The sequence below is a fragment of the Azospirillum sp. genome, from assembly GCF_035628975.1.
In the GTDB taxonomy this organism is placed as follows: domain Bacteria; phylum Pseudomonadota; class Alphaproteobacteria; order Azospirillales; family Azospirillaceae; genus Azospirillum.
Genome location: NZ_DASPIS010000072.1, coordinates 1 through 18,978 on the forward strand (window position 1 = coordinate 1; position 18,978 = coordinate 18,978).

The 18,978-nt window shown below is 67.9% G+C and carries 20 protein-coding genes; 14 read left to right on the plus strand and 6 right to left on the minus strand.

Annotation, left to right across the window (positions count from 1 at the left end; translation table 11 throughout):
• Positions 1 to 894 (minus strand): flagellin (locus tag VD964_RS16050; protein ID WP_414637165.1); only part of this gene is annotated, 894 nt, incomplete at its 3' end.
• Between the two features lie 366 nt (positions 895 to 1,260).
• Between VD964_RS16050 and VD964_RS16055 the strand changes: the two genes are divergently transcribed.
• Both VD964_RS16055 and VD964_RS16060 read left to right on the plus strand, forming a co-directional pair.
• Positions 1,261 to 1,728 carry a RidA family protein gene (locus VD964_RS16055; RefSeq protein ID WP_324869541.1) on the plus strand — a complete coding sequence of 156 codons (468 nt, stop codon included), beginning with the start codon at positions 1,261 to 1,263 and terminating at the stop codon, positions 1,726 to 1,728.
• A 105-nt stretch (positions 1,729 to 1,833) separates the two neighbouring features.
• Positions 1,834 to 2,997, plus strand: a complete 1,164-nt coding sequence (locus VD964_RS16060; protein ID WP_324869542.1) for a GNAT family N-acetyltransferase — start codon at positions 1,834 to 1,836, stop codon at positions 2,995 to 2,997.
• Between the two features lie 3 nt (positions 2,998 to 3,000).
• On the opposite strand, the gene VD964_RS16065 is transcribed toward VD964_RS16060, so the two are convergent.
• The 3 genes from VD964_RS16065 to VD964_RS16075 form a co-directional block, all read right to left on the minus strand.
• Positions 3,001 to 4,113 carry a CoA transferase gene (locus VD964_RS16065; RefSeq protein ID WP_324869543.1) on the minus strand — a complete coding sequence of 371 codons (1,113 nt, stop codon included), beginning with the start codon at positions 4,111 to 4,113 and terminating at the stop codon, positions 3,001 to 3,003.
• A 200-nt stretch (positions 4,114 to 4,313) separates the two neighbouring features.
• Positions 4,314 to 5,354: a GTP 3',8-cyclase MoaA gene (gene moaA / locus VD964_RS16070; RefSeq protein WP_324869544.1), complete on the minus strand. Its 1,041-nt coding sequence runs from the start codon at positions 5,352 to 5,354 to the stop codon at positions 4,314 to 4,316.
• Positions 5,355 to 5,487: 133 nt separating this feature from the next.
• A complete protein-coding gene (locus VD964_RS16075) occupies positions 5,488 to 7,542 on the minus strand; it encodes a 4Fe-4S binding protein (protein WP_324869545.1) in 2,055 nt (684 codons plus the stop codon).
• A gap of 160 nt (positions 7,543 to 7,702) precedes the next feature.
• Here VD964_RS16075 and VD964_RS16080 point away from each other — a divergent pair, with 160 nt between their 5' ends.
• Positions 7,703 to 7,984 carry a type II toxin-antitoxin system ParD family antitoxin gene (locus tag VD964_RS16080; protein ID WP_324869546.1) on the plus strand — a complete coding sequence of 94 codons (282 nt, stop codon included), beginning with the start codon at positions 7,703 to 7,705 and terminating at the stop codon, positions 7,982 to 7,984.
• Positions 7,981 to 8,196 (plus strand): type II toxin-antitoxin system RelE/ParE family toxin, encoded by a 216-nt coding sequence (locus tag VD964_RS16085; RefSeq protein ID WP_324869547.1) that lies wholly within the window; start codon positions 7,981 to 7,983, stop codon positions 8,194 to 8,196. The genes VD964_RS16080 and VD964_RS16085 overlap by 4 nt, the downstream gene beginning before the upstream one ends.
• A 126-nt stretch (positions 8,197 to 8,322) precedes the next feature.
• Here the strand turns inward: VD964_RS16085 and VD964_RS16090 are convergent, their stop codons facing one another.
• Together VD964_RS16090 and VD964_RS16095 are read right to left on the minus strand one after the other, a co-directional pair.
• Positions 8,323 to 9,180, minus strand: coding sequence for a substrate-binding domain-containing protein (locus VD964_RS16090; RefSeq protein WP_324869548.1), 858 nt, complete (start codon positions 9,178 to 9,180; stop codon positions 8,323 to 8,325).
• A 122-nt stretch (positions 9,181 to 9,302) separates the two neighbouring features.
• Positions 9,303 to 10,001, minus strand: a complete 699-nt coding sequence (locus VD964_RS16095) for an ABC transporter permease (protein WP_324869549.1) — start codon at positions 9,999 to 10,001, stop codon at positions 9,303 to 9,305.
• 87 nt (positions 10,002 to 10,088) lie between these two features.
• Here VD964_RS16095 and fdhD point away from each other — a divergent pair, with 87 nt between their 5' ends.
• The 10 genes from fdhD to VD964_RS16145 all read left to right on the plus strand — a co-directional run bounded on the left by fdhD (position 10,089) and on the right by VD964_RS16145 (position 18,918).
• On the plus strand, positions 10,089 to 10,970 hold the full coding sequence (gene fdhD, locus VD964_RS16100; RefSeq protein ID WP_324869550.1) for a formate dehydrogenase accessory sulfurtransferase FdhD: 882 nt from the start codon (positions 10,089 to 10,091) through the stop codon (positions 10,968 to 10,970).
• On the plus strand, positions 10,960 to 11,619 hold the full coding sequence (gene mobA, locus VD964_RS16105) for a molybdenum cofactor guanylyltransferase MobA (RefSeq protein WP_324869551.1): 660 nt from the start codon (positions 10,960 to 10,962) through the stop codon (positions 11,617 to 11,619). Before fdhD ends, mobA begins: the two co-directional genes overlap by 11 nt.
• Positions 11,619 to 12,128: a DUF3305 domain-containing protein gene (locus tag VD964_RS16110; protein WP_324869552.1), complete on the plus strand. Its 510-nt coding sequence runs from the start codon at positions 11,619 to 11,621 to the stop codon at positions 12,126 to 12,128. The genes mobA and VD964_RS16110 overlap by 1 nt, the downstream gene beginning before the upstream one ends.
• Positions 12,125 to 12,682, plus strand: coding sequence for a DUF3306 domain-containing protein (locus VD964_RS16115; RefSeq protein WP_324869553.1), 558 nt, complete (start codon positions 12,125 to 12,127; stop codon positions 12,680 to 12,682). Before VD964_RS16110 ends, VD964_RS16115 begins: the two co-directional genes overlap by 4 nt.
• A gap of 449 nt (positions 12,683 to 13,131) precedes the next feature.
• Positions 13,132 to 13,758: a TorD/DmsD family molecular chaperone gene (locus VD964_RS16120; RefSeq protein ID WP_324869554.1), complete on the plus strand. Its 627-nt coding sequence runs from the start codon at positions 13,132 to 13,134 to the stop codon at positions 13,756 to 13,758.
• 17 nt (positions 13,759 to 13,775) lie between these two features.
• Entirely contained in the window at positions 13,776 to 14,030 is a 255-nt protein-coding gene (locus VD964_RS16125) for a formate dehydrogenase (RefSeq protein ID WP_324869555.1), read from the plus strand.
• 13 nt (positions 14,031 to 14,043) lie between these two features.
• Entirely contained in the window at positions 14,044 to 16,944 is a 2,901-nt protein-coding gene (locus VD964_RS16130; RefSeq protein WP_324869556.1) for a formate dehydrogenase subunit alpha, read from the plus strand.
• A gap of 18 nt (positions 16,945 to 16,962) precedes the next feature.
• A complete protein-coding gene (gene fdh3B / locus VD964_RS16135; RefSeq protein WP_324869557.1) occupies positions 16,963 to 17,640 on the plus strand; it encodes a formate dehydrogenase FDH3 subunit beta in 678 nt (225 codons plus the stop codon).
• A gap of 2 nt (positions 17,641 to 17,642) precedes the next feature.
• Positions 17,643 to 17,837, plus strand: a complete 195-nt coding sequence (locus VD964_RS16140) for a hypothetical protein (protein ID WP_324869558.1) — start codon at positions 17,643 to 17,645, stop codon at positions 17,835 to 17,837.
• A gap of 25 nt (positions 17,838 to 17,862) precedes the next feature.
• Positions 17,863 to 18,918: a formate dehydrogenase subunit gamma gene (locus tag VD964_RS16145; protein WP_324869559.1), complete on the plus strand. Its 1,056-nt coding sequence runs from the start codon at positions 17,863 to 17,865 to the stop codon at positions 18,916 to 18,918.
• The last annotated feature ends 60 nt before the right edge of the window (positions 18,919 to 18,978 follow it).

Below are 18,978 nucleotides of genomic sequence, written 5' to 3' on the forward strand. Positions count from 1 at the left end.
GCTGAAGGTCTGGCCTTCGACCGTGATGCTGAAGATGTCGCCTTCTTCGACGGTGCCCTTGACGTTCACACCCGATGTCTGCGGGTTGCCAGCCGTGGCGGGCGTCGCCAGGTTGGTCGTCATCGTCTGGGTGTTGTCGAAATAGGAGATCGTGCGGCTTTCGTTGCCGTCCGACACGATGAAGTCGCGGGTGCGGCCGTTGGCGCCGCGGACTTCGATCTGGACGTCGGAGAAGCTGCCCAGCGTGCTGGACATCGTGCCCGACAGCTTCAGGCCGGTCAGGCCATGGGCGTTCTCGGCCTTGGAGATGTCGGCGGTCTTGCCCTCCACCGAGCCGTCGCCCTTGATGCGGATCGAATAGGTGTCGGGGGCGATGACGTTGGTGACGCGGGCGTTGTCTACGCCGGTGATGGTGTTGACGGCGGCACGGGACTCGCTGGTGCTGTCCATGCTCATGCCGTTGCCGTTGATCAGGTTCTTGCCCTGATAACCGCTGTCGGCGGCCAGCTTGTCGATCTGGTCCTTCAGCGTGTTGAACTGGGCGGCCAGCGACTTGCGGGTGGCCACGGAGGCGGCGTCGGTGCCCAGCGCGGCGTAGGCGGCGGTGGTCAGGCCCTTGGCCTGGTCGACCAGCGAGTCGATCGAGGTCAGGCCCTTGTCGGCGGCCTGGATGGTGCTGATCGACTGGCCCATCGCGTCCTTCAGCGACGACAGGTCGCCGGCACGCTGGTTCAGGCCCTTGGCGGCGAAGAAGGAGGTGGGACCATCCAGAGCCGAGTTGATCTTGTTGCCCGTCGACAGGATGTTCTGCTTCTTGTCGATACCGGCCTGCGTGCTCTGCAGCTGCAGCAGGTTCGTGCGCATCGAGGCGGTCAGGGTCACATTACCGGCCATGGTCCTAGTCTCCTTCTGAGGCTGTCCCCGCCCTTGGTCATTTGACCGGCGAGGCAACGTGCGTTTTCCTGACACCACTGTTTCAAGCGCCGTGCCAACTGCAGTGGTGTGCCATAAGTCACTGATTTCCCTATGGAATAAAAATAGGTCGGCAAAAAGGGCAGGGTTGGGGCGAGCCCGGCCGGCGGCAGGCCCGAAAAAGATTCCCGGAATCTTTTGCCGGTGACGGACGGTTCTGCCGATGTGGCCGGCGGTAAGAATCTTCCCACCGCCTTGCCGGCGCGGCTATGGTCTGGCTCCAAACCGCGTCCCAAACATCGAACGCATGGCCCCGACGCGGGCCACAGCAGGGAAGGGAGAAGCATCATGACCGGTCGGATCGACGCGCGCCTGGCGGAACTGGGCATCGAACTGCCGCAGGCCGCGGCCCCGGTGGCGGCCTATGTGCCCTACACCCGTTCGGGCAACACCCTATACATCTCGGGCCAGGTCACGGTCTGGAACGGCGAGCGCAAGTTCGTCGGCAAGGTCGGCCAGGACTTCACGGTGGAGCAAGGCAAGGAAGCGGCGCGCCTGTGCGCGCTGAACATCCTGGCCCAGGCCAAGGCCGCGCTGGGCGGCGACCTGGACCGCGTCACCCGCGTGCTGCGGCTTGGCGGCTTCGTCAACTCCGGCCCGGACTTCCACGATCATCCGCTGGTGATCAACGGCGCGTCGGAACTGATGCGCGACGTCTTCGGCGAGCCGGGGCAACATGCCCGCGCCGCGGTCGGCGCCCCGTCGCTGCCCGGCAACGTCGCGGTCGAGGTCGACGCCATCCTGGAAGTGGCCTGACCCGCGTCCCGGCGGTGCGGGCGCCTTGCCGCCCGGCGCCGACGGCGCCTTGCCGCAAAGCGGCATGAGGCTTACCTCCTTGCCATGGTTCAAGGAGACGCATGCATGCCCGACGGCAACGACGCCATCACCGTCAAGGTTCTGACCGGGGTCGGCGAGGCGGACCAGCAGGGCTGGGACGCCTGCGCCGGTCCCGGCAACCCGTTCCTGTCCCACGCCTTCCTCCTGGCTCTGGAGGAATCGGGATCGGCGGCCGGGAAGTCCGGCTGGCAGCCCAGCCATCTCGCCGCCTATGACGGCTCCGGCCGGATGGTGGGCGCGGTGCCCGCCTATCTGAAAAGCCATTCCTACGGCGAATATGTCTTCGACCATGCCTGGGCCAACGCCTATGAGCGGGCGGGCGGCAGCTATTACCCCAAGCTGCAGGTGGCGGTGCCCTTCACGCCGGTGCCGGGGCCGCGCCTGCTGGTGGCGCCGGGACCTCAGGCGGATGCCGTCGCCGACGCGTTGATTTCGGCGCTGGAGCAGGTGGCGGAACGTTACGGCGTCTCTTCCGCCCATGTCACCTTCCCGGAGCGCGCGGACTGGGACCGGCTGGGCAGGGCCGGCTGGCTTCAGCGGACCGGCGTGCAGTACCACTGGCACAACCGCGGCTATGGCAGCTTCGACGAATTCCTGGAGGCGCTGAACTCCCGCAAGCGCAAGGCGATCCGCAAGGAGAGGCGCGAGGTCGCCGACAGCAGCGTCCGCCTGCACACCCTGACCGGCGACGAGCTGAAGCCGGAGCATTGGGACGCCTTCCACCGCTTTTATATGGACACCACCGACCGCAAATGGGGCGGCGGCTATCTCAACCGCCGTTTCTTCCAGCTGCTGGGCGAGACGATGGCCGACCGGGTGGTTCTGGTGATGTGCGAGGATGGCGGGGAGTGGGTGGCGGGGGCGCTGAACCTGCTGGGCGACGATGCGCTGTACGGCCGCAATTGGGGCTCGGACGGCCGCTACCGCTTCCTGCACTTCGAGGCGTGCTACTACCGCGCGCTGGATTTCGCCATCGAACGCGGGCTGGCGCGGGTCGAAGCGGGTGCGCAGGGCGAACACAAGATCCAGCGCGGCTATTTGCCGGTGCCGACCTACAGCGCCCATTGGATCGCCGACCCCGGCTTCCGCCGCGCCGTGGACCGCTATCTGGCACAGGAACGCCCGGCGGTGGAGGCGGAGATCGAGGCGCTGGGCGACGAGCTGTCGCCCTACCGGCGGGAGGGCTGAGCGCTACGCCCAGCCGGCCAGCACCGCTGCGGCATCGCTCTCCCGCAAGGGGGCGCGTTCCGGCGGCGGGGCGCCGTCGACGCGCAGGCCCATCAGCGTTTCCACCAGCGGTTCCGGCCCCTCCGTGACGCGGACCTGCCCGCGAGCGGCGACATGCGGGTGGGCGGGCACCTCCGCCAGTTCGGGCAACGCCTCGAAACAGCAGTCGACGGGATCGAGCAGGGCCTTCCACTCCGCCAGCGTCCGCATCGCGAACAGGGCCTCCAGCTCCGCCGTCAGGGCGGTCTGGGGCAGGGGGTCGTCCTGGCGGGCGATCCAGTCGGGGCGGCCGACCGCCTCGCAGAAGCCTTGCCAGAACTTGGCCTCCAGCGCCGACAGGGTGGCGAAGCGGCCATCGGCGGTGCGATAGATGCGATAGCAGGCGGCACCGCCCGACAGCAGCGCCTCGCCGCGCTTCGGCATGGTGCCGCGTGCCGCCGCGGTCAGGGTCAGCCCCTGCCAGCCCAGCACCGATTCCATGATCGACAGGTCGAGGAAGCAGCCCTGTCCCGACCGCTCCCGCCCGAACAGCGCGCCGGCCACCGCCAGCGCCGTCTGCTGGGCGGACGCGAAATCGGCCACCGGCAGATAGCTGATGACCGGCCGGTCCGGCAGCCCGGAGGCATCGAGCCCGCCGCCGACCGCCATGTAGTTCAGGTCGTGCCCGGCCCGCGTGGCGTAGGGGCCGTCATAGCCCCAGCCCGACAGGCTGGCATGCACCAGCCGCGGATTGATCTGCCGCAGCCGCTCTCGCCCCAGCCCCAGCTTGTCCATCACGCCCGGCCGATAGCTCTCGATCAGTGCATCGGCCTTCGCCAGCAGATCTTCGAGCGCCTTGCGCCCCTCCGCCGACTTCAGGTCGAGGCGGATGACGGTCTTGCCGGCGTTCAGCAGCTTGTAGGCGGCGGTGGTGCCGTCGCTGTCCGTGGGACCCAGCCGGCGCAGCGGATCACCCGTCGGCGGCTCCACCTTCACCACCGTGGCGCCCAGGTCGCCCAGCAGCTGGGCCGCATGCGGCCCCGGCAGATACTGGCCGAGGTCGATGACGCGCAGGCCGGTCAGGAAGGGCAGGGGCATGGCGGTGCTCGCTCTTGGTTGGTGGTGGGGAAGCCCATACACGCGCTGCCCCCTCCCCATCCCTCCCCCACCTTTGGTGGGAGAGGGGGCAGGAGCTTTGCGGGAGTTCCTCAACGGACGGCGGCAGTTCCCTCTCCCGCGGAGCGGGGGAGGGTTAGGGAGGGGGCATCGGAGCGAGAGGCTTCACAACCCCTGAACCCTCACCCCCCCGTAACGCTCATATGCCGCCCGACGGCCGGACCCTGGTGGCGGCGGTCGATGATGAAGTCGTGGCCCTTGGGCTTGCGGGTGATGGCCTCGCGCACCGCGTCGATCAGCGGGCCGTCCTCGTCGCTGACGCGCAGCGGCGTGCGCAGGTCGGCGGCGTCCTCCTGGCCCAGGCACATGTACAGCGTGCCGGTGCAGGTCAGCCGCACGCGGTTGCAGCTTTCGCAGAAGTTATGGGTCAGCGGCGTGATGAAGCCGACGCGCTGCCCGGTCTCCTCCACCCGCACATAGCGGGCGGGGCCGCCGGTGCGGTGATCGCTCTCGGTCAGGGTCCAGCGCTTCTGCAACTCCGCCTTCAGCATGGTCAGCGGCCAATACTGGTCCATGCGGGCGCCCTCGCCGATGTCGCCCATCGGCATGACCTCGATGAAGGTCAGGTCGAAGCCCTGCTCGCCGCACCAGGCGACCATGCGGTGGACCTCGTCGTCGTTCACGCCCTTCAGCGCCACCGTGTTGATCTTGATCTTCAGCCCGGCGTCCTTGGCCGCCTGGATGCCGCCCAGGATCTTGTCCAGCTTGCCCCAGCGGGTGATGGCCTGGAACTTGTGCGGGTCGAGCGTGTCCAGCGACACGTTGATGCGACGCACGCCGGCCTCGTACAGCCCGGCGGCATGCTTGAACAGCATGGTGCCGTTGGTGGTCAGCGTCAGCTCGTCGAGATCGCCCGACTCGATGTGGCGGCCGAGCGAGCGGATCAGCCGCATCACGTCGCGCCGGACCAGCGGCTCGCCGCCGGTCAGCCGCAGCTTGCGCGTGCCGAGCTTCACGAAGGCACTGCACAGCCGGTCCAGCTCCTCCAGCGTCAGCACCTCCGCCTTGGGCAGGAAGCTCATGTCCTCCGCCATGCAATAGACGCAGCGAAGGTCGCAGCGGTCGGTCACCGACACGCGCAGATACTCCACCTTCCGGCCGAACGGGTCGATCAGCGGAGCGGTGGCGGCTGACGGCAAGGCTTCGGACACTGGCTCTATCATCGGTGGACTCCACGGGCGGCCGCTGGCGGGCCGCCACAGTATATGTTCGCTACACATACGATGTGCAACGATCGCGGGAGCGTATTCCACATCACGGTATGCCGACTTTGACGGTGATCAAGAGTTCGCGGCGTCACATCAGCTTTTGTCGCACTGCCGCCAGTTGTGCTTCCCTCTGGGCCTCTTCGCGTTCGCGCAGGTCGTCGTCGGTGGTGCGGGGCACCGGCGGCCGGCCCAGGGCGAAGGGCTCGTCGCTGCGCTCGAACTGGTCGCGGACGCGGCAGTCCTCGCACATGCGGATGCGGTTGGCGGCCTCCGGAGTCGCGAACATCGAATGCTTGCCCGCCAGCGTCGCCACGATCTTGTCGATCGCCGACTTGGCAGCGAAGGGCTTGCCGCAGGACACGCAGCAGAAGGGCTCCTCCTCCTTGATCACCGTCGCGCCGCGCGCCTGATCGCGGAAATCGATCTCCGGCACCAGCGAGATGACCTTCTCCGGGCAGGTGGTCTTGCACAGGCCGCACTGCACGCAGGCATCCTGGGCGAAGGACAGCATTGGCTTGTCGGCATTGTCGAGCAGCGCCCCGGTGGGGCAGGCGCCGACGCAGGACAGGCAGAGCGTGCAGCCCTCGACATTCACCGACACCCGGCCAAAGGGGGCGGCCGGCGGCAGCGGCAGCACCTCCACCGGAGCGGGGGCCACCTTGTGCAGGTGGCGCAGCGCCAGCATCGTCACCGTGCGCTTCGGCCCCATCGGCAGGAACATGCCGGCCTCGACCGGGTCGGCCGGCAAGGCCCACAGCTCGTCCGCCACCGCGTCGGGGTCGGCGGCGTCGATCACCGCCACCCGGCCGGAGCCGTAGCCGAGACCGCTGAAGGCGGCTTCCGCCAGCCCGACCTGCGAGGCCAGCCCGGCGGTTTCCCCCTCGTTCTCCGGCCCGGTCAGGACGCGGACATGGGTGCAGCCATAGGAGAGGGCCAGGGCGAACAGGTCGATGCCGACCTGCGTCACCTCGTGCAGGGCGAAGGGCAGCACGCGGGCCGGCAGGCCGCGGCCGTGCCGGGACATCATGCCGACCAGTTCGTCGCCATGGCGCGGGTCGTGGATCAGCAGGGCGGGGGCGACGCCACCGGCCTTCCGGTAGGTGGTCAGCAGCGTGCGCAGCCGCTCATACACCGTGGTGGCCGGCGGCAGGGCGTAGGTGGCGGCGCCGGTCGGGCAGACCGCGGCGCAGGACCCGCAGCCCGCGCAGACATGCGGGTCGATGGACACATGGTCGCCGTTGGGCGTGACCGCACCGGTCGGGCAGACGTCCAGGCAGCGGGTGCAGCCGGTCTTGCGGCTGCGCGAATGGGCGCAGAGATCGGCCTTGAAGTCGACGAAGCGCGGCTTCTCGAACTCGCCGACCAGATCGGCCATTTCCAGCAGGGCGTTGGCCACCTGGACCGGGCTGTCGGGATCGGGGCGGATGTAGCCGTCGCGGCGCTTGTGGTCGGGGAACAGCGGCGTGCCGCCGGTGAGGTCGAGGATCAGGTCGCAGCGGGCCGACGCCCCCTGCCGCACCGGCTCGAACCCCAGCGTCCCGCGCGAGGAGGGCAATGACGGGGCGTAGTCGTCCACCACGATCTCGAAGGCGCCGACCCAGCCGCGCCCGCTGCGGATGCGCCCGCGGAAGATCGCGACGTCCATCACCTGCGGCGGCGCGATATCCTTGGGGTTGGCCAGCAGGACGGTGACGTCCAGGTGCTTCGCCAACTGCCGCCCGGCCTCGATGGCGCGCTCGTCTGTGCCGTAGACCAGGCAGGTGCCCTGAGAGGTCAGGGTCAGGGCGCCGGTGGGCGGGATCGGCAAGGCGGCCTCGGCCAGCAGCGCCGCGATCTTCGGCAGGGCCTCCGCGCCCTCGTCCGACCACCCGGCGCGCTCGCGGATGTTGGTGAAGGTCAGGGCGGTGTCCGGCGCCACCTCCGCCGCGATCTCGCTGAACAGCGGTGCTTCCTGCGTGCAGGCGACCAGCAGCGGCTGGCCGTTGGCGACCGCCTTCTCGAAGCGGTCGAGTTGCGCCCGGCACAGCTGGGTATGCACGGTGACGGCGCTGCCATCGCCGCATGCCTTGCCCAGCGCCGCCCCGTCCAGCGCGACGCTGTGCGCGCAGTCGCAGACGAGCACCGTCCGATCGCCGATCTTCATCGTCCCAAAAACTCCTGTCGCTTGGGGCTGACGCCCCTGGCCTGCCGACACTCATATGGGGGAATGCGGCGCGATGGGAACGGGAATCTTATCGGGATCGGGTTGTCACTGATTGCCGCGATGACAAACTTTGCTATACTTGGCTATCCGGAGGCGGACGATGAACGTATCCCTTACCCCCGAACTGGAACGGCGGATCGAAGAGCGCGTGGCAAGCGGGCTGTACGGTTCGGCCAGCGAGGTGATGCGCGAGGCGCTGCGCCTGTATTTCCGCATCGACGAAGCCAATGGGCGTGCGTTGGAGCGGCTGAACCGGGACATCGGCGACGCCATCGGCCAGTTGGACCGTGGAGAGGGGATAGCCCCGGAGGATGCCCGGCGCCTGTCAAAGGAGCGCATCGCCGCGCGCCGGCAGGCAAAGGGTGGTTCGGACCAGCGGTGAGCGGCCTTTACACCCTGGCGCCATTGGCGCTCGACGATCTCGACGCGATCCATGTTTTCATCGAGGATGCCGAGGGCGCCGATGCGGCCGACCGGCTTCTCGACTCACTCTACGACTCCTTCGAACGGATCGCCGCCAGCCCCGGCCTGGGTCATCGCCGCCCCGATCTGACCGGCTACGATGTCTTCTTCTGGACGGCTTTGCGGTGGTAAGCGGTGATCTACCGAAAAGCGTCGGCGGTCGAGATCGTTCGGGTCATCCCTTGGCGCCGCATGGAACCCGTCCTGCTGACACCCGCCGGCGGCCTGTGGATGTGACCGCCGGCTTTGGTGAGGTCCTTACGCCCCCGGTTCGTTGGCGTTGGGGAAGAACAGCTGTTCGCCGTTGATGGTGTAGTCGGCGATGGCCTTCTGGCCCTCGGCCGAGACCAGCCAATCGACGAAGGCCTGCCCGTCGGCCGCCTTGACGTGGGCGAACTTGGCCGGGTTGACCAGCATCGCGCCATACTGGTTGAACAGGCGCTTGTCGCCCTCCACCAGCACCGTCAACGGGCCACGGTTCTTGAAGTTCAGCCAAGTGCCGCGGTCGGTCAGCGTATAGCCGTTCATCGCGGCGGCGGTGTTCAGCGTCGGGCCCATGCCCTGGCCGATGGAGCGGTACCAGCTCTCCTTGGGCTCCGCCTTGGTCGGGTCGAGGCTGGCGGTCTTCCACAGCGCGAGTTCGGCCTTGTGCGTGCCGCTGTCGTCGCCGCGCGACACGAAGGGGGCCTTGGCGGTGGCGATCTTCGACAAGGCGGCGGCGACGTCCTTGCCGCCCTTGATGCCGGCCGGGTCGACGGCCGGGCCGACGATGACGAAGTCGTTGTACATCACCGGCTTGCGCAGGGTGGAGAAGCCTTCGGCGACAAACTTCTCCTCCGACGGCTTGTGGTGGACGAACAGCACGTCGGCGTCACCGCGCCTGGCGAGATCGATGGCCTGTCCCGTGCCCTTGGCGACGACCCGCACCTCGATGCCCGTCTTGGCGGTGAATTTCGGCAGGATGGAGCCGAACAGGCCGGAATCCTCGGTCGAGGTGGTGGAGGCCACCGTAATGAAACGGTCGGCGGCGGATGCGGCCGACGGGACGGCGACCTGGATCAGGCCGGTCAGAGCCGCGGCGGCGGCAACCCCCAGCACGAACGAACGGCGCAGCATCACTTCACTCCTCCCACAGGCGTTGTTGCTTGAAAGGCATAGCGCATGCCGGTCGCACTTGCAAAGGCTTGCCAAGCTTCCGTCAGTTTTGCCGCATGCCGGAAAAAGCGGCTTCGACCGGCTCAGGCGCGCTCGCCGGTCTCCTTCAGCAGGGATGCGGTGAGGTTGACGGCAAGCGACAACGTCATCAGGACGAGACCGAGCGCCAACGCCATCGGCAGGTCGCCCTTGCTGGTCTCCAGCGCGATGGCGGTGGTCATGACGCGGGTAACATGCTCGATGTTGCCGCCGACGATCATCACCGCACCGACCTCCGCCGACGCGCGCCCGAAGCCGGCCAGCACGGTGGTGACGAGGCTCCATCGCGCTTCCGCCAGAAGGGTCGCCAGCCGCCGGAACGGCCCGGCGCCGGTGACGCGCAGCAGATCGTCATACTCGACCAGAAGATCCTCCACCGTCTGGCGGGAGAGGGAGGCGACGATCGGCACGATCATCACCGTCTGGGCCACGATCATCGCGGTCGGCGTGAACAGCAGCCCCAGCACCCCGAACGGGCCGGAGCGCGACAGCAGCAGATAAACCACCAGCCCGACCACCACCGGCGGAAGCCCCATCAGCGTGTTCAGCACGATGGCGACCACACGCCGCCCCGGAAATCTCAATGCGGCGACGGCGGCACCCAGCGGCAGGCCGATCGACGTGGCGGCGGCGACGGCGGTCAGGCTTACCCGCAGCGACAGCCCGACGATCTGCATCAGCCCGTCGTCCAGCGTGGCGATCATGGATACGGCCAGCGCCATGGCCTGGGAAAAATCGTGCATGGTGTCCAGATCAAAAATGAAATTGCTTGGGCCGGGGACTTGTCCGAAGACCGGCGCTCGCCCACACTCGCGCGCATGAGCCCTATCATGAGTCTTAAGACCTTCACCATAGCGCCCGACCCGGCGGACCCCAAGCTGACGGAGCGCGTCCGCGGCCTGGACCAGGACGGCCGCGAGATCGAAACCGCCGTGACGGTGGAACGGCCGCTGACCCTGTACCTGAACGGGCAGGAGATCGTCACCATGATGACGATCGGCGACTATCCCGACTGTCTGGCCGTCGGCTATCTGCTGAACCAGAACATGCTGCGGCGCGACGACCGCATCACCGGCATCGACGTGGACGAGGAGACGGACACCGTCGTCGTCCGCACCGAGCGCGCGACCGATTATGAAGCCAAGCTGAAGAAGAAGACGCTGACCTCCGGCTGCGCCCAGGGCACCGCCTTCGGCGATGTGATGGAGACCTTCGAATCCGTCAGCTTGCCGACCGATCTGCGGCTCCGCACCTCGTGGATCTACGCGCTGTCCAAGCAGATCAACCTGCAGCCCAGCCTGTATCTGGAGGCCGGGGCCATCCATGGCTGCGTGCTGTGCCAGGAGGACCGGCCGCTGGTCTATATGGAGGATGTCGGCCGCCACAATGCGGTGGACAAGGTCGCCGGCTACATGCACCTGAACGGCATTCCGGCCGGGGACAAGATTTTCTACACCACCGGGCGCCTCACCTCTGAGATGGTCATCAAGACGGTGCAGATGGGCATTCCGATCCTGGTCTCGCGCTCCGGCTTCACCGCCTGGGGCGTGCAGCTGGCGCGGCAGGCCAACCTGACGCTGGTCGGCCGGGCCAAGGGCAAGCGCTTCATCGCGCTGGCCGGCACCGACCGGCTGGTCTTCGACACCGATGCCGCCGGGGCCGACGACGAGGACCGCCGGCATGGACGCAAGGGAAGTCGCGATGACGACTGAAACACAGCATCGGGATATCGGCCACCGGGATATTGGCGGCGTCCTGCTGGCAGGCGGCCTGTCGCGCCGGATGGGCGGCGGCGACAAGTGCCTGCGACCGCTGGGCGGCCAGACCATCCTGGAGCGGATCGTCGCCACCGTCCGCCCGCAGGTCGGCCCACTGGTGCTGAACGCCAACGGCGACCCGGCCCGCTTCGCCCATCTGCACCTGCCGGTCGCCGCGGATGTGGTGGAGGGCTATGCCGGCCCGCTCGCCGGCGTGCTGACCGGCATGGAGTGGATGCGCGGCACCGCCCCCGGCGTCGCCTGGGTCGCCAGCTTCGCCACCGACGCGCCCTTCATCCCGCGCGACCTCGTCACCCGCATGGTGGCGGCGCTGGAGCGGGAGGGCGCCGACCTCGCCTGCGCCCGCTCGGGCGGGCAGGAGCATCCCGTCTTCGGGCTTTGGCCGATCCGTCTGGCCGGCGACCTGCGCCGGGCGATGGTGGAGGAGGGCATCCGCAAGGTCGATGCCTGGACCGCCCGCTACCGTCTGGCCGTCGCCGATTTCGATTTCGAGCCGGCCAATTCTGTGGATCCCTTCTTCAACACCAACCGGCCGGACGATCTGGCCGAGGCGGAACGCCTGCTGGCGTCGGGACGCGTGTGATGACGGAACCTCTTGGCCCCCAATCGCTGGAGCGCATCGAGACCATGCCGCTGGGCATCGTGGTGGAGCGCCGCCGCGGCGTCACCGCCTGGGCCGACTGGAGTTGGCGCCCGGTGTCGGTCATTCCCGGCGCCGGCCCGGTGGAGCCGCCTGGTCGCGTCCTGATGGAGGGCGAGGGCTGGAGCCACAGCCATGCCGCCACCCTGACGCTGGAACTGTTCCGCACCGACACCGAAGGCTACCGCCTGAACCTGTCGCAGGACCCGCCGCGCCTGTGGGTGGTGATGCGCCCCGGGCCGGACGGCGAGGAGCTGGTGCCCTTCACCGTCACCGCATCGGCCCATGAAGGGGAGGGCTATCAGGTCGGCGCCGACGTGGTGGAAACCGTGCCGATGCCGGATGAGGTGATCGCCCTGGTCCGTGATTTCGTCGAGCAGCACCATGTCGACGTCCCCTTCCACAAGCGCGAACGTAAGCGCCATTTCGAGAAGGATGAACGGCGGCGATGAGCGGCGAAGCCTTCCTGTCGCGCTGGTCGCGCCTGAAACGCACTGCCGTCAAGCCGGAGCCGGAAGCCGTAGACGTTGCGCCGTCTGTCGAGGAGAGCGCTGCGCTTCCGGTCGCAGTTGCCGACGAGGTGCCGGCTGATCCCGCGGAGCCGAACGCTCCTGCAACGGCTGACGGCGAAACCGACGACCCTCTGAAGGACCTGCCGCCGATCGAGGAACTGACCGGCGAGTCCGACTTCACCCCCTTCCTGCGCGCCGAGGTGCCGGAGGATCTGCACCGGCAGGCCCTGCGCAAGCTGTGGACCTCCGACCCGATCTACGCCAACGACGACGGGCTGAAGGATTACGCCGACGATTACGCCAGCCTGTTCACCGGCAACGTCCCGGTGAAGACCCTCTACCGCGTCGGCGAGGGGTTCCTGAACATGCTGGACGAGGCGGCGGAGGGGAAGGAGCCCTCTCCCATCCCTGCTGCCGATGCCGAACTTGCAGAGGCAAGCGATACCTCCTCTCCCCAACAACCAATCCCCTCTCCCCCCCGGGGAGAGGGTTAGGGTGAGGGGGACGCGTTGCGGAGCTTCAATCACCCCGCGCAGTCCCCTTCGTCCCAAAATCCTCCTCATGCATCCCCCTCACCCCGACCCTCTCCCCAGGGGGGAGAGGGGGAAGCCGCCGCGTACCTCCCCCCCTCGCAATTGTCCCCTCAAATTGCGACCAATCGTCGCGCCAGATTAGACCCCTTCGAAACTCAGGGGCGCTCTGTTAGCGCGAGCATAGCGCAGCGACAAAGATTCATTTGTCTCCCCTTCCGGACGCGTCCTTAGTTGACAAAAGGATAGGTTCAGTCCTTCTATTATCTGCCTGCGCAATGCTAAGCCACTGTAAGGTAAAGGCTTTTCGCAGGTGCATCAAAAGGGGTTTCGGACGGGGCCAACGGACGGCGCGTGGTGTGACCGCGGACGCCGGCATCCCCGTCTGTGTGTCCGGGAGGAGTTTGCGGCACGTGTCGAGGGCCGTCGATCATACCGTTTCCCCCGCGGTCGCGGAGGAGGAACTGCTGCGTGCGCAGGTCTACGCCCTGCTGGCGCGCCTGTTGTCGCGCGCGCCCGACGCGGACTTCCTGGCCGCGCTGGCCGGCGTGGCGGGGGAGGGCGGCGAGTTCGGCGCGGCTCTCGACCAGCTGGCCGAAGCGGCGCGCGGCAGCGACCCCGCCGCGGTGGAGGAGGAGTTCACCACCCTCTTCATCGGTGTCGGCGGCAGCGAGCGCACCCCCTACGGCTCCTACTACCTGACCGGATTCCTGAACGAGAAGCCGCTGGCGGAACTGCGCGTCGACATGGCGCGGCTGGGCATCGCCCGCGCCGACGGCGTGAGGGAACCGGAGGATCACATCGCAGCGCTGTGCGAGATGATGGCCGGCCTGATCGGCGGCGAGTTCGCGCCGGAGGAAGGCGGCACGGTCGGTCTCGAGGCGCAGCGGGCGTTTTTCGACCGCCATGTCGGCTCCTGGGCCGGGCGGTTCTTTGCGGATTTGGAGACCTCGCCGTCGGCCCGCTTCTATCGGGCGGTCGGTGCGGTCGGACGAAGTTTTCTGGCGGTCGAGGCGCGCGCCTTCGACCTTGCGGCGTAAAGGTGAGGAGCGAAGCCATGACGCGGAACGCGGTCAAAGCCAAAGAAGAAGCTGCCAAGCAGCACCAGGACACGCAGAACACGGACAAGACGCTCGCCCGGCGCGACCTGTTTCGCGTCGCCGGCCTGGGCGTCGGTGCGCTGGGCGCCGTCGCCGCGGGGGTGACCGCCACCGGCGGGACCGCCGAAGCCGCTCCGGCGGAGACGACGACCTCCACCGGCTACCGCGAGACCGACCATGTCCGTCGGGTCTACGAACTGAGCCGCTTCTAAGAGGAACGCCCCGATGCTCATCAAGAAAAGCTCGGCCACCTCGGGCGGCCGTCACCTTGCCCGCACCCTGTCGCAGACGCTGGCCTCCGCCACCGGCGTCACGGTCGACCGTCGCGCCTTCCTGCGCACCTCCGGCATCGCCGCCGGCGGCGCCGCGCTCGCCTCCGCGATGCCGTTCGGCATGGTGAAGAAGGCCGACGCCGCCACCGCGGCCGCCGTCGCCGGCGCGCCGGTCAAGCAGGTCAAGTCGATCTGCACCCACTGCTCGGTCGGCTGCACCGTGGTGGCCGAGGTGCAGAACGGCGTCTGGATCGGGCAGGAGCCCGGCTTCGACAGCCCGATCAACCTGGGCTCGCACTGCGCCAAGGGCGCCTCGGTGCGCGAGCACGCCCACGGCGACCGCCGCCTGCGCTATCCGATGAAGATGGTCGACGGCAAGTGGACCCGGATCAGCTGGGACCAGGCGATCGAGGAGGTCGGCTCCAAGCTGCTGTCGATCCGCGAGCAGTCCGGCCCGGATTCGGTGTTCTGGCTCGGCTCCGCCAAGCACAGCAACGAGCAGGCCTATCTGTTCCGCAAGTTCGCGGCGTTCTGGGGCACCAACAACGTCGACCATCAGGCGCGCATCTGCCACTCCACCACCGTGGCCGGCGTGGCGAACGTCTGGGGCTACGGCGCCATGACGAACAGCTACAACGACATCCAGAAGTCGCGCGCGCTGTTCTTCATCGGCTCCAACGCCGCCGAGGCGCACCCCGTCGCCATGATGCATGTGCTGAAGGCGAAGGAGCAGAACAACGCGCCGCTGATCGTCGCCGATCCGCGCTTCACCCGCACCGCCGCCAAGGCCGACGAGTACATCCGCTTCCGTCCGGGCACCGACGTGGCGCTGGTCTGGGGCATCCTCTGGCACGTTCTGCAGAACGGCTGGGAGGACAAGGACTACATCGCCAAGCGCGTCTACGGCTTCGACGACATCCGCGCCGAAGTCGCCAAGTGGACGCCGGAAGAGGTGGAGCGCGTCACCGGCGTTCCGGGTTCGCAGCTGAAGCGCGTCGCCCGCACGTTGGCCTCCAACCGTCCGGGCACCCTGGTCTGGTGCATGGGCGGCACCCAGCACCACATCGGCAACAACAACACCCGCGCCTATTGCGTGCTGCAGCTGGCGCTGGGCAATGTCGGCATGGCCGGCGGCGGCACCAACATCTTCCGCGGCCATGACAACGTGCAGGGTGCGACCGACTTCGGCGTCACCTCCGACAGCCTGCCCGGCTATTATGGCCTGGCCGAGGGCGCATGGCGCCACTGGGCGCGTGTCTGGGAGGTGCCGTACGACGACGTGCTGGCCCGCTTCAAGGACAAGAAGCTGATGGAGGCTACCGGTATTCCGGTGTCCCGTTGGTTCGACGGCGTCCTGGAAGCCAAGGAGAACCTGGACCAGCCGAACCCGGTCAAGGGCATGGTCTTCTGGGGCCACGCGCCGAACAGCCAGGTCCGTCTGCCCGACATGAAGAAGGCGATGGAGAAGCTGGAGCTGCTGGTCGTCGTCGATCCGTTCCCGACGATGACCGCCGTGCTGCCGGACCGCAAGGACAACTTCTACCTGCTGCCGGCCGCCACCCAGTTCGAGACGGTCGGGTCGCGCACCGCGTCCAACCGCTCCGTCCAGTGGTCCGACAAGATCATGGAGCCGCTCTTCGAATCGAAGGTCGACCATGAGATCATGTACCTGTTCGCGAAGAAGTTCGGCTTTGCCGGGCCGCTGTTCAAGAACATCAAGGTCGAGGGCAATGTCCCGGTGATCGAGGACATCACCCGCGAGTGGAACCGCGGCATGTGGTCCGTCGGCTACACCGGCCAGTCGCCGGAGCGTCTGAAGCTGCACATGCAGCATCAGGCCACCTTCGACAAGACGACCCTGCGCGCCGTCGGCGGTCCGTGCGACGGCGATTATTTCGGCCTGCCGTGGCCCTGCTGGGGTACGCCGGAGATGAAGCATCCCGGATCGGCCAACCTGTACGACACCTCGCTGCCGGTGGCCGAGGGCGGCGGCGCCTTCCGCGCCCGCTTCGGCGTCGAGCGCAACGGCGTGACGCTGCTGGCCGAGGGCTCCTATCCGGAAGGGTCGGAGATCAAGGACGGCTATCCGGAAGTCACCATGGCGATGCTCCAGAAGCTGGGCTTCGACAAGGACCTGACGGAACAGGAACTGGCGGTCATCCAGAAGATCGGCGGCGACAAGATCGGCGCCGTGTCCTGGACCACCGACCTGTCGGGCGGCATCCAGCGCGTGGCGATCAAGCACGGCCTGAACCCGCCGGGCAACGCCAAGGCGCGCTGCGTCGCCTGGAACTTCCCGGACCCGGTTCCGATCCACCGCGAGCCGCTCTACACCCCGCGCCGCGATCTGGTCGCCAGCTACCCGACCTATGCGGACACCAAGTCCTGGCGCGTGCCGACGCTGTACAAGTCCATCCAGGACCGCGACGTGTCGAAGGAGTATCCGATCATCCTCACCTCCGGCCGTCTGGTCGAGTATGAGGGCGGCGGCGACGAGACGCGCTCCAACCCCTGGCTGGCCGAACTGCAGCAGGACATGTTCGTCGAGATCAACCCGTTCGACGCCAACAACGCCGGCATCAAGGACGGCCAGATGGTGTGGGTTGAAGGCCCGGAGAAGGGCAAGGTGAAGGTCAAGGCCATGGTGACCGAGCGTGTCGGCCGCGGCGTCGCCTTCATGCCCTTCCATTTCGGCGGCGTGTACCAGGGGCAGGATCTGCGCTCCAAGTACCCGGCCGGGGCCGACCCGATCGTCCTGGGCGAGGCCGCCAACACGGCGACCACCTACGGCTACGATTCGGTGACCCAGATGCAGGAAACCAAGACCACCCTTTGCCGCATCCAGGCGGCCTGACGCGCGGGAGTTTGAACCATGGCCCGGATGAAATTCCTGTGCGACGCCGAGCGCTGCATCGAGTGCAACGCCTGCGTCACCGCCTGTAAGAACGAGAATGAGGTCCCCTGGGGCATCAACCGCCGCCGCGTCGTGACCATCAACGACGGCAAGCCGGGGGAGCGGACGATTTCGGTCGCCTGCATGCATTGCTCCGACGCGCCCTGCATGGCGGTCTGCCCGGTCGACTGCTTCTACCAGACCGCCGAAGGCGTGGTCCTGCACAACAAGGACCTGTGCATCGGCTGCGGCTACTGCTTCTACGCCTGCCCGTTCGGCGCGCCGCAGTATCCGCAGGCCGGCAACTTCGGCACCCGCGGCAAGATGGACAAGTGCACCTTCTGCTCGGGCGGTCCGGAGGCCGACAATTCGGAGGCCGAGTTCAAGAAATACGGCCGCAACCGTCTGGCTGAAGGCAAGCTGCCGCTCTGCGCCGAGATGTGCTCGACCAAGGCGCTGCTGGCCGGTGACGCCGACAAGGTGTCGGACATCTACCGCGAGCGCGTGACTGCCCGCGGCTTCGGGTCCGGCGCCTGGGGCTGGGGCACCGCCTACCAGACCAAGTCCGGTCAGGAACGCGGCCAGCCCGGCGGCTCGCTGTTCCAGGGCACCGGCGGTGCGGCCGGCGGGATTCCTGTGCAGAAGCAGGGGCTGTGACGGTGACGATGGTGAAGGCGCGCATTGTCCTGCTTGCGTTCGGCGCTTCGCTCCTCCTGGCCGGGTGCCAGGAGGACGCGACCCCGCGCCCGATCCATCTGGACAAGGGCGTCTACCGGGGCGCGGCCGACACGCCGCGCACCGCGGACGAGGTGCGCGCGCTGCAACAGCGCGCCGCCTATCAGGGTGTGCGATAGGGAGCGTCCGATGGAAGGTCATCGCATGAAGGCGGCTATCGCCGCTCTGCTGCTCGGGATCGGCCTTGCCGCCGGCGCGGCACTGCCTGCCGCCGCCCAGTCCAGCGTCCGCGTCGGCGGTCCGGTCGATCAGCAGGCGGATACCCGGCAGATCGACCGCGAAGCGCCGCCGGTGCCCACCCAGGTTCCTGGGAAGAGCGTCGCCGAGGGCTGGCACGGCATCCGCCTGGGCGAACAGGGCACCGTCTCCATCCCCAACAAGCAGGCCGGCGTCCTGATCCAGTCGGAAGGCGAGGCCTGGCGCGCGGTGCGCAATGGGCCGCTCAGCCAGTACGGCACCTGGGTGCTCGCCGGCATCATGGCCCTGCTGGTGCTGTTCTTCCTGGTCCGCGGGCGCATCCGCATCGACGGCGAGAAGACCGGCCGCACCATCCAGCGCTTCAACGCCTTCGAGCGCGGCGTGCACTGGCTGACCGCCGGCAGCTTCGTCGTGCTCGCGATCTCCGGCCTGAACGTGCTGTACGGCCGCTACACGCTGCTGCCGCTGATCGGGCCGGAGCCCTTCGCCGCTTTTACCCATTACGGCAAGCTGGCGCACAACTTCCTTGGCTTCGCCTTCATCCTGGGTGTGGCGCTGATCTTCGTCCTGTGGGCCCGGCACAACATCCCGTCCCGCCATGACCTGACCTGGTTCCTGAAGGCAGGCGGCCTGTTCTCAAAGGGCGTCCATCCGCCGGCGCACAAGTTCAACGGCGGTCAGAAGATCATCTTCTGGTCCACCGTGGTCGGCGGTGCGGCGCTGGGCTTCACCGGCGTGCAGCTGATCTTCCCCTTCAGCTTCGCGACGCTGGAGGAGCTGCAGCTCTACCAACTGCTCCACGCCGCCATCGCGATCATCATGATCGCCATCATCCTGGCGCACATCTACATCGGCTCCGTCGGCATGGAAGGCGCCTTCGACGCCATGGGCGACGGTCAGGTCGAGCTGCAATGGGCGCGCGAGCACCATTCGCTGTGGGTCGAGGAAGTGACCGGCGAGAAGATCAGCCACGGCCATCACCACGGGACGCCGGCGGAGTAGGGTGCCGGCGGCGATTGCCCCCTCCCTAACCCTCCCCCACCTACGGTGGGAGAGGGAACT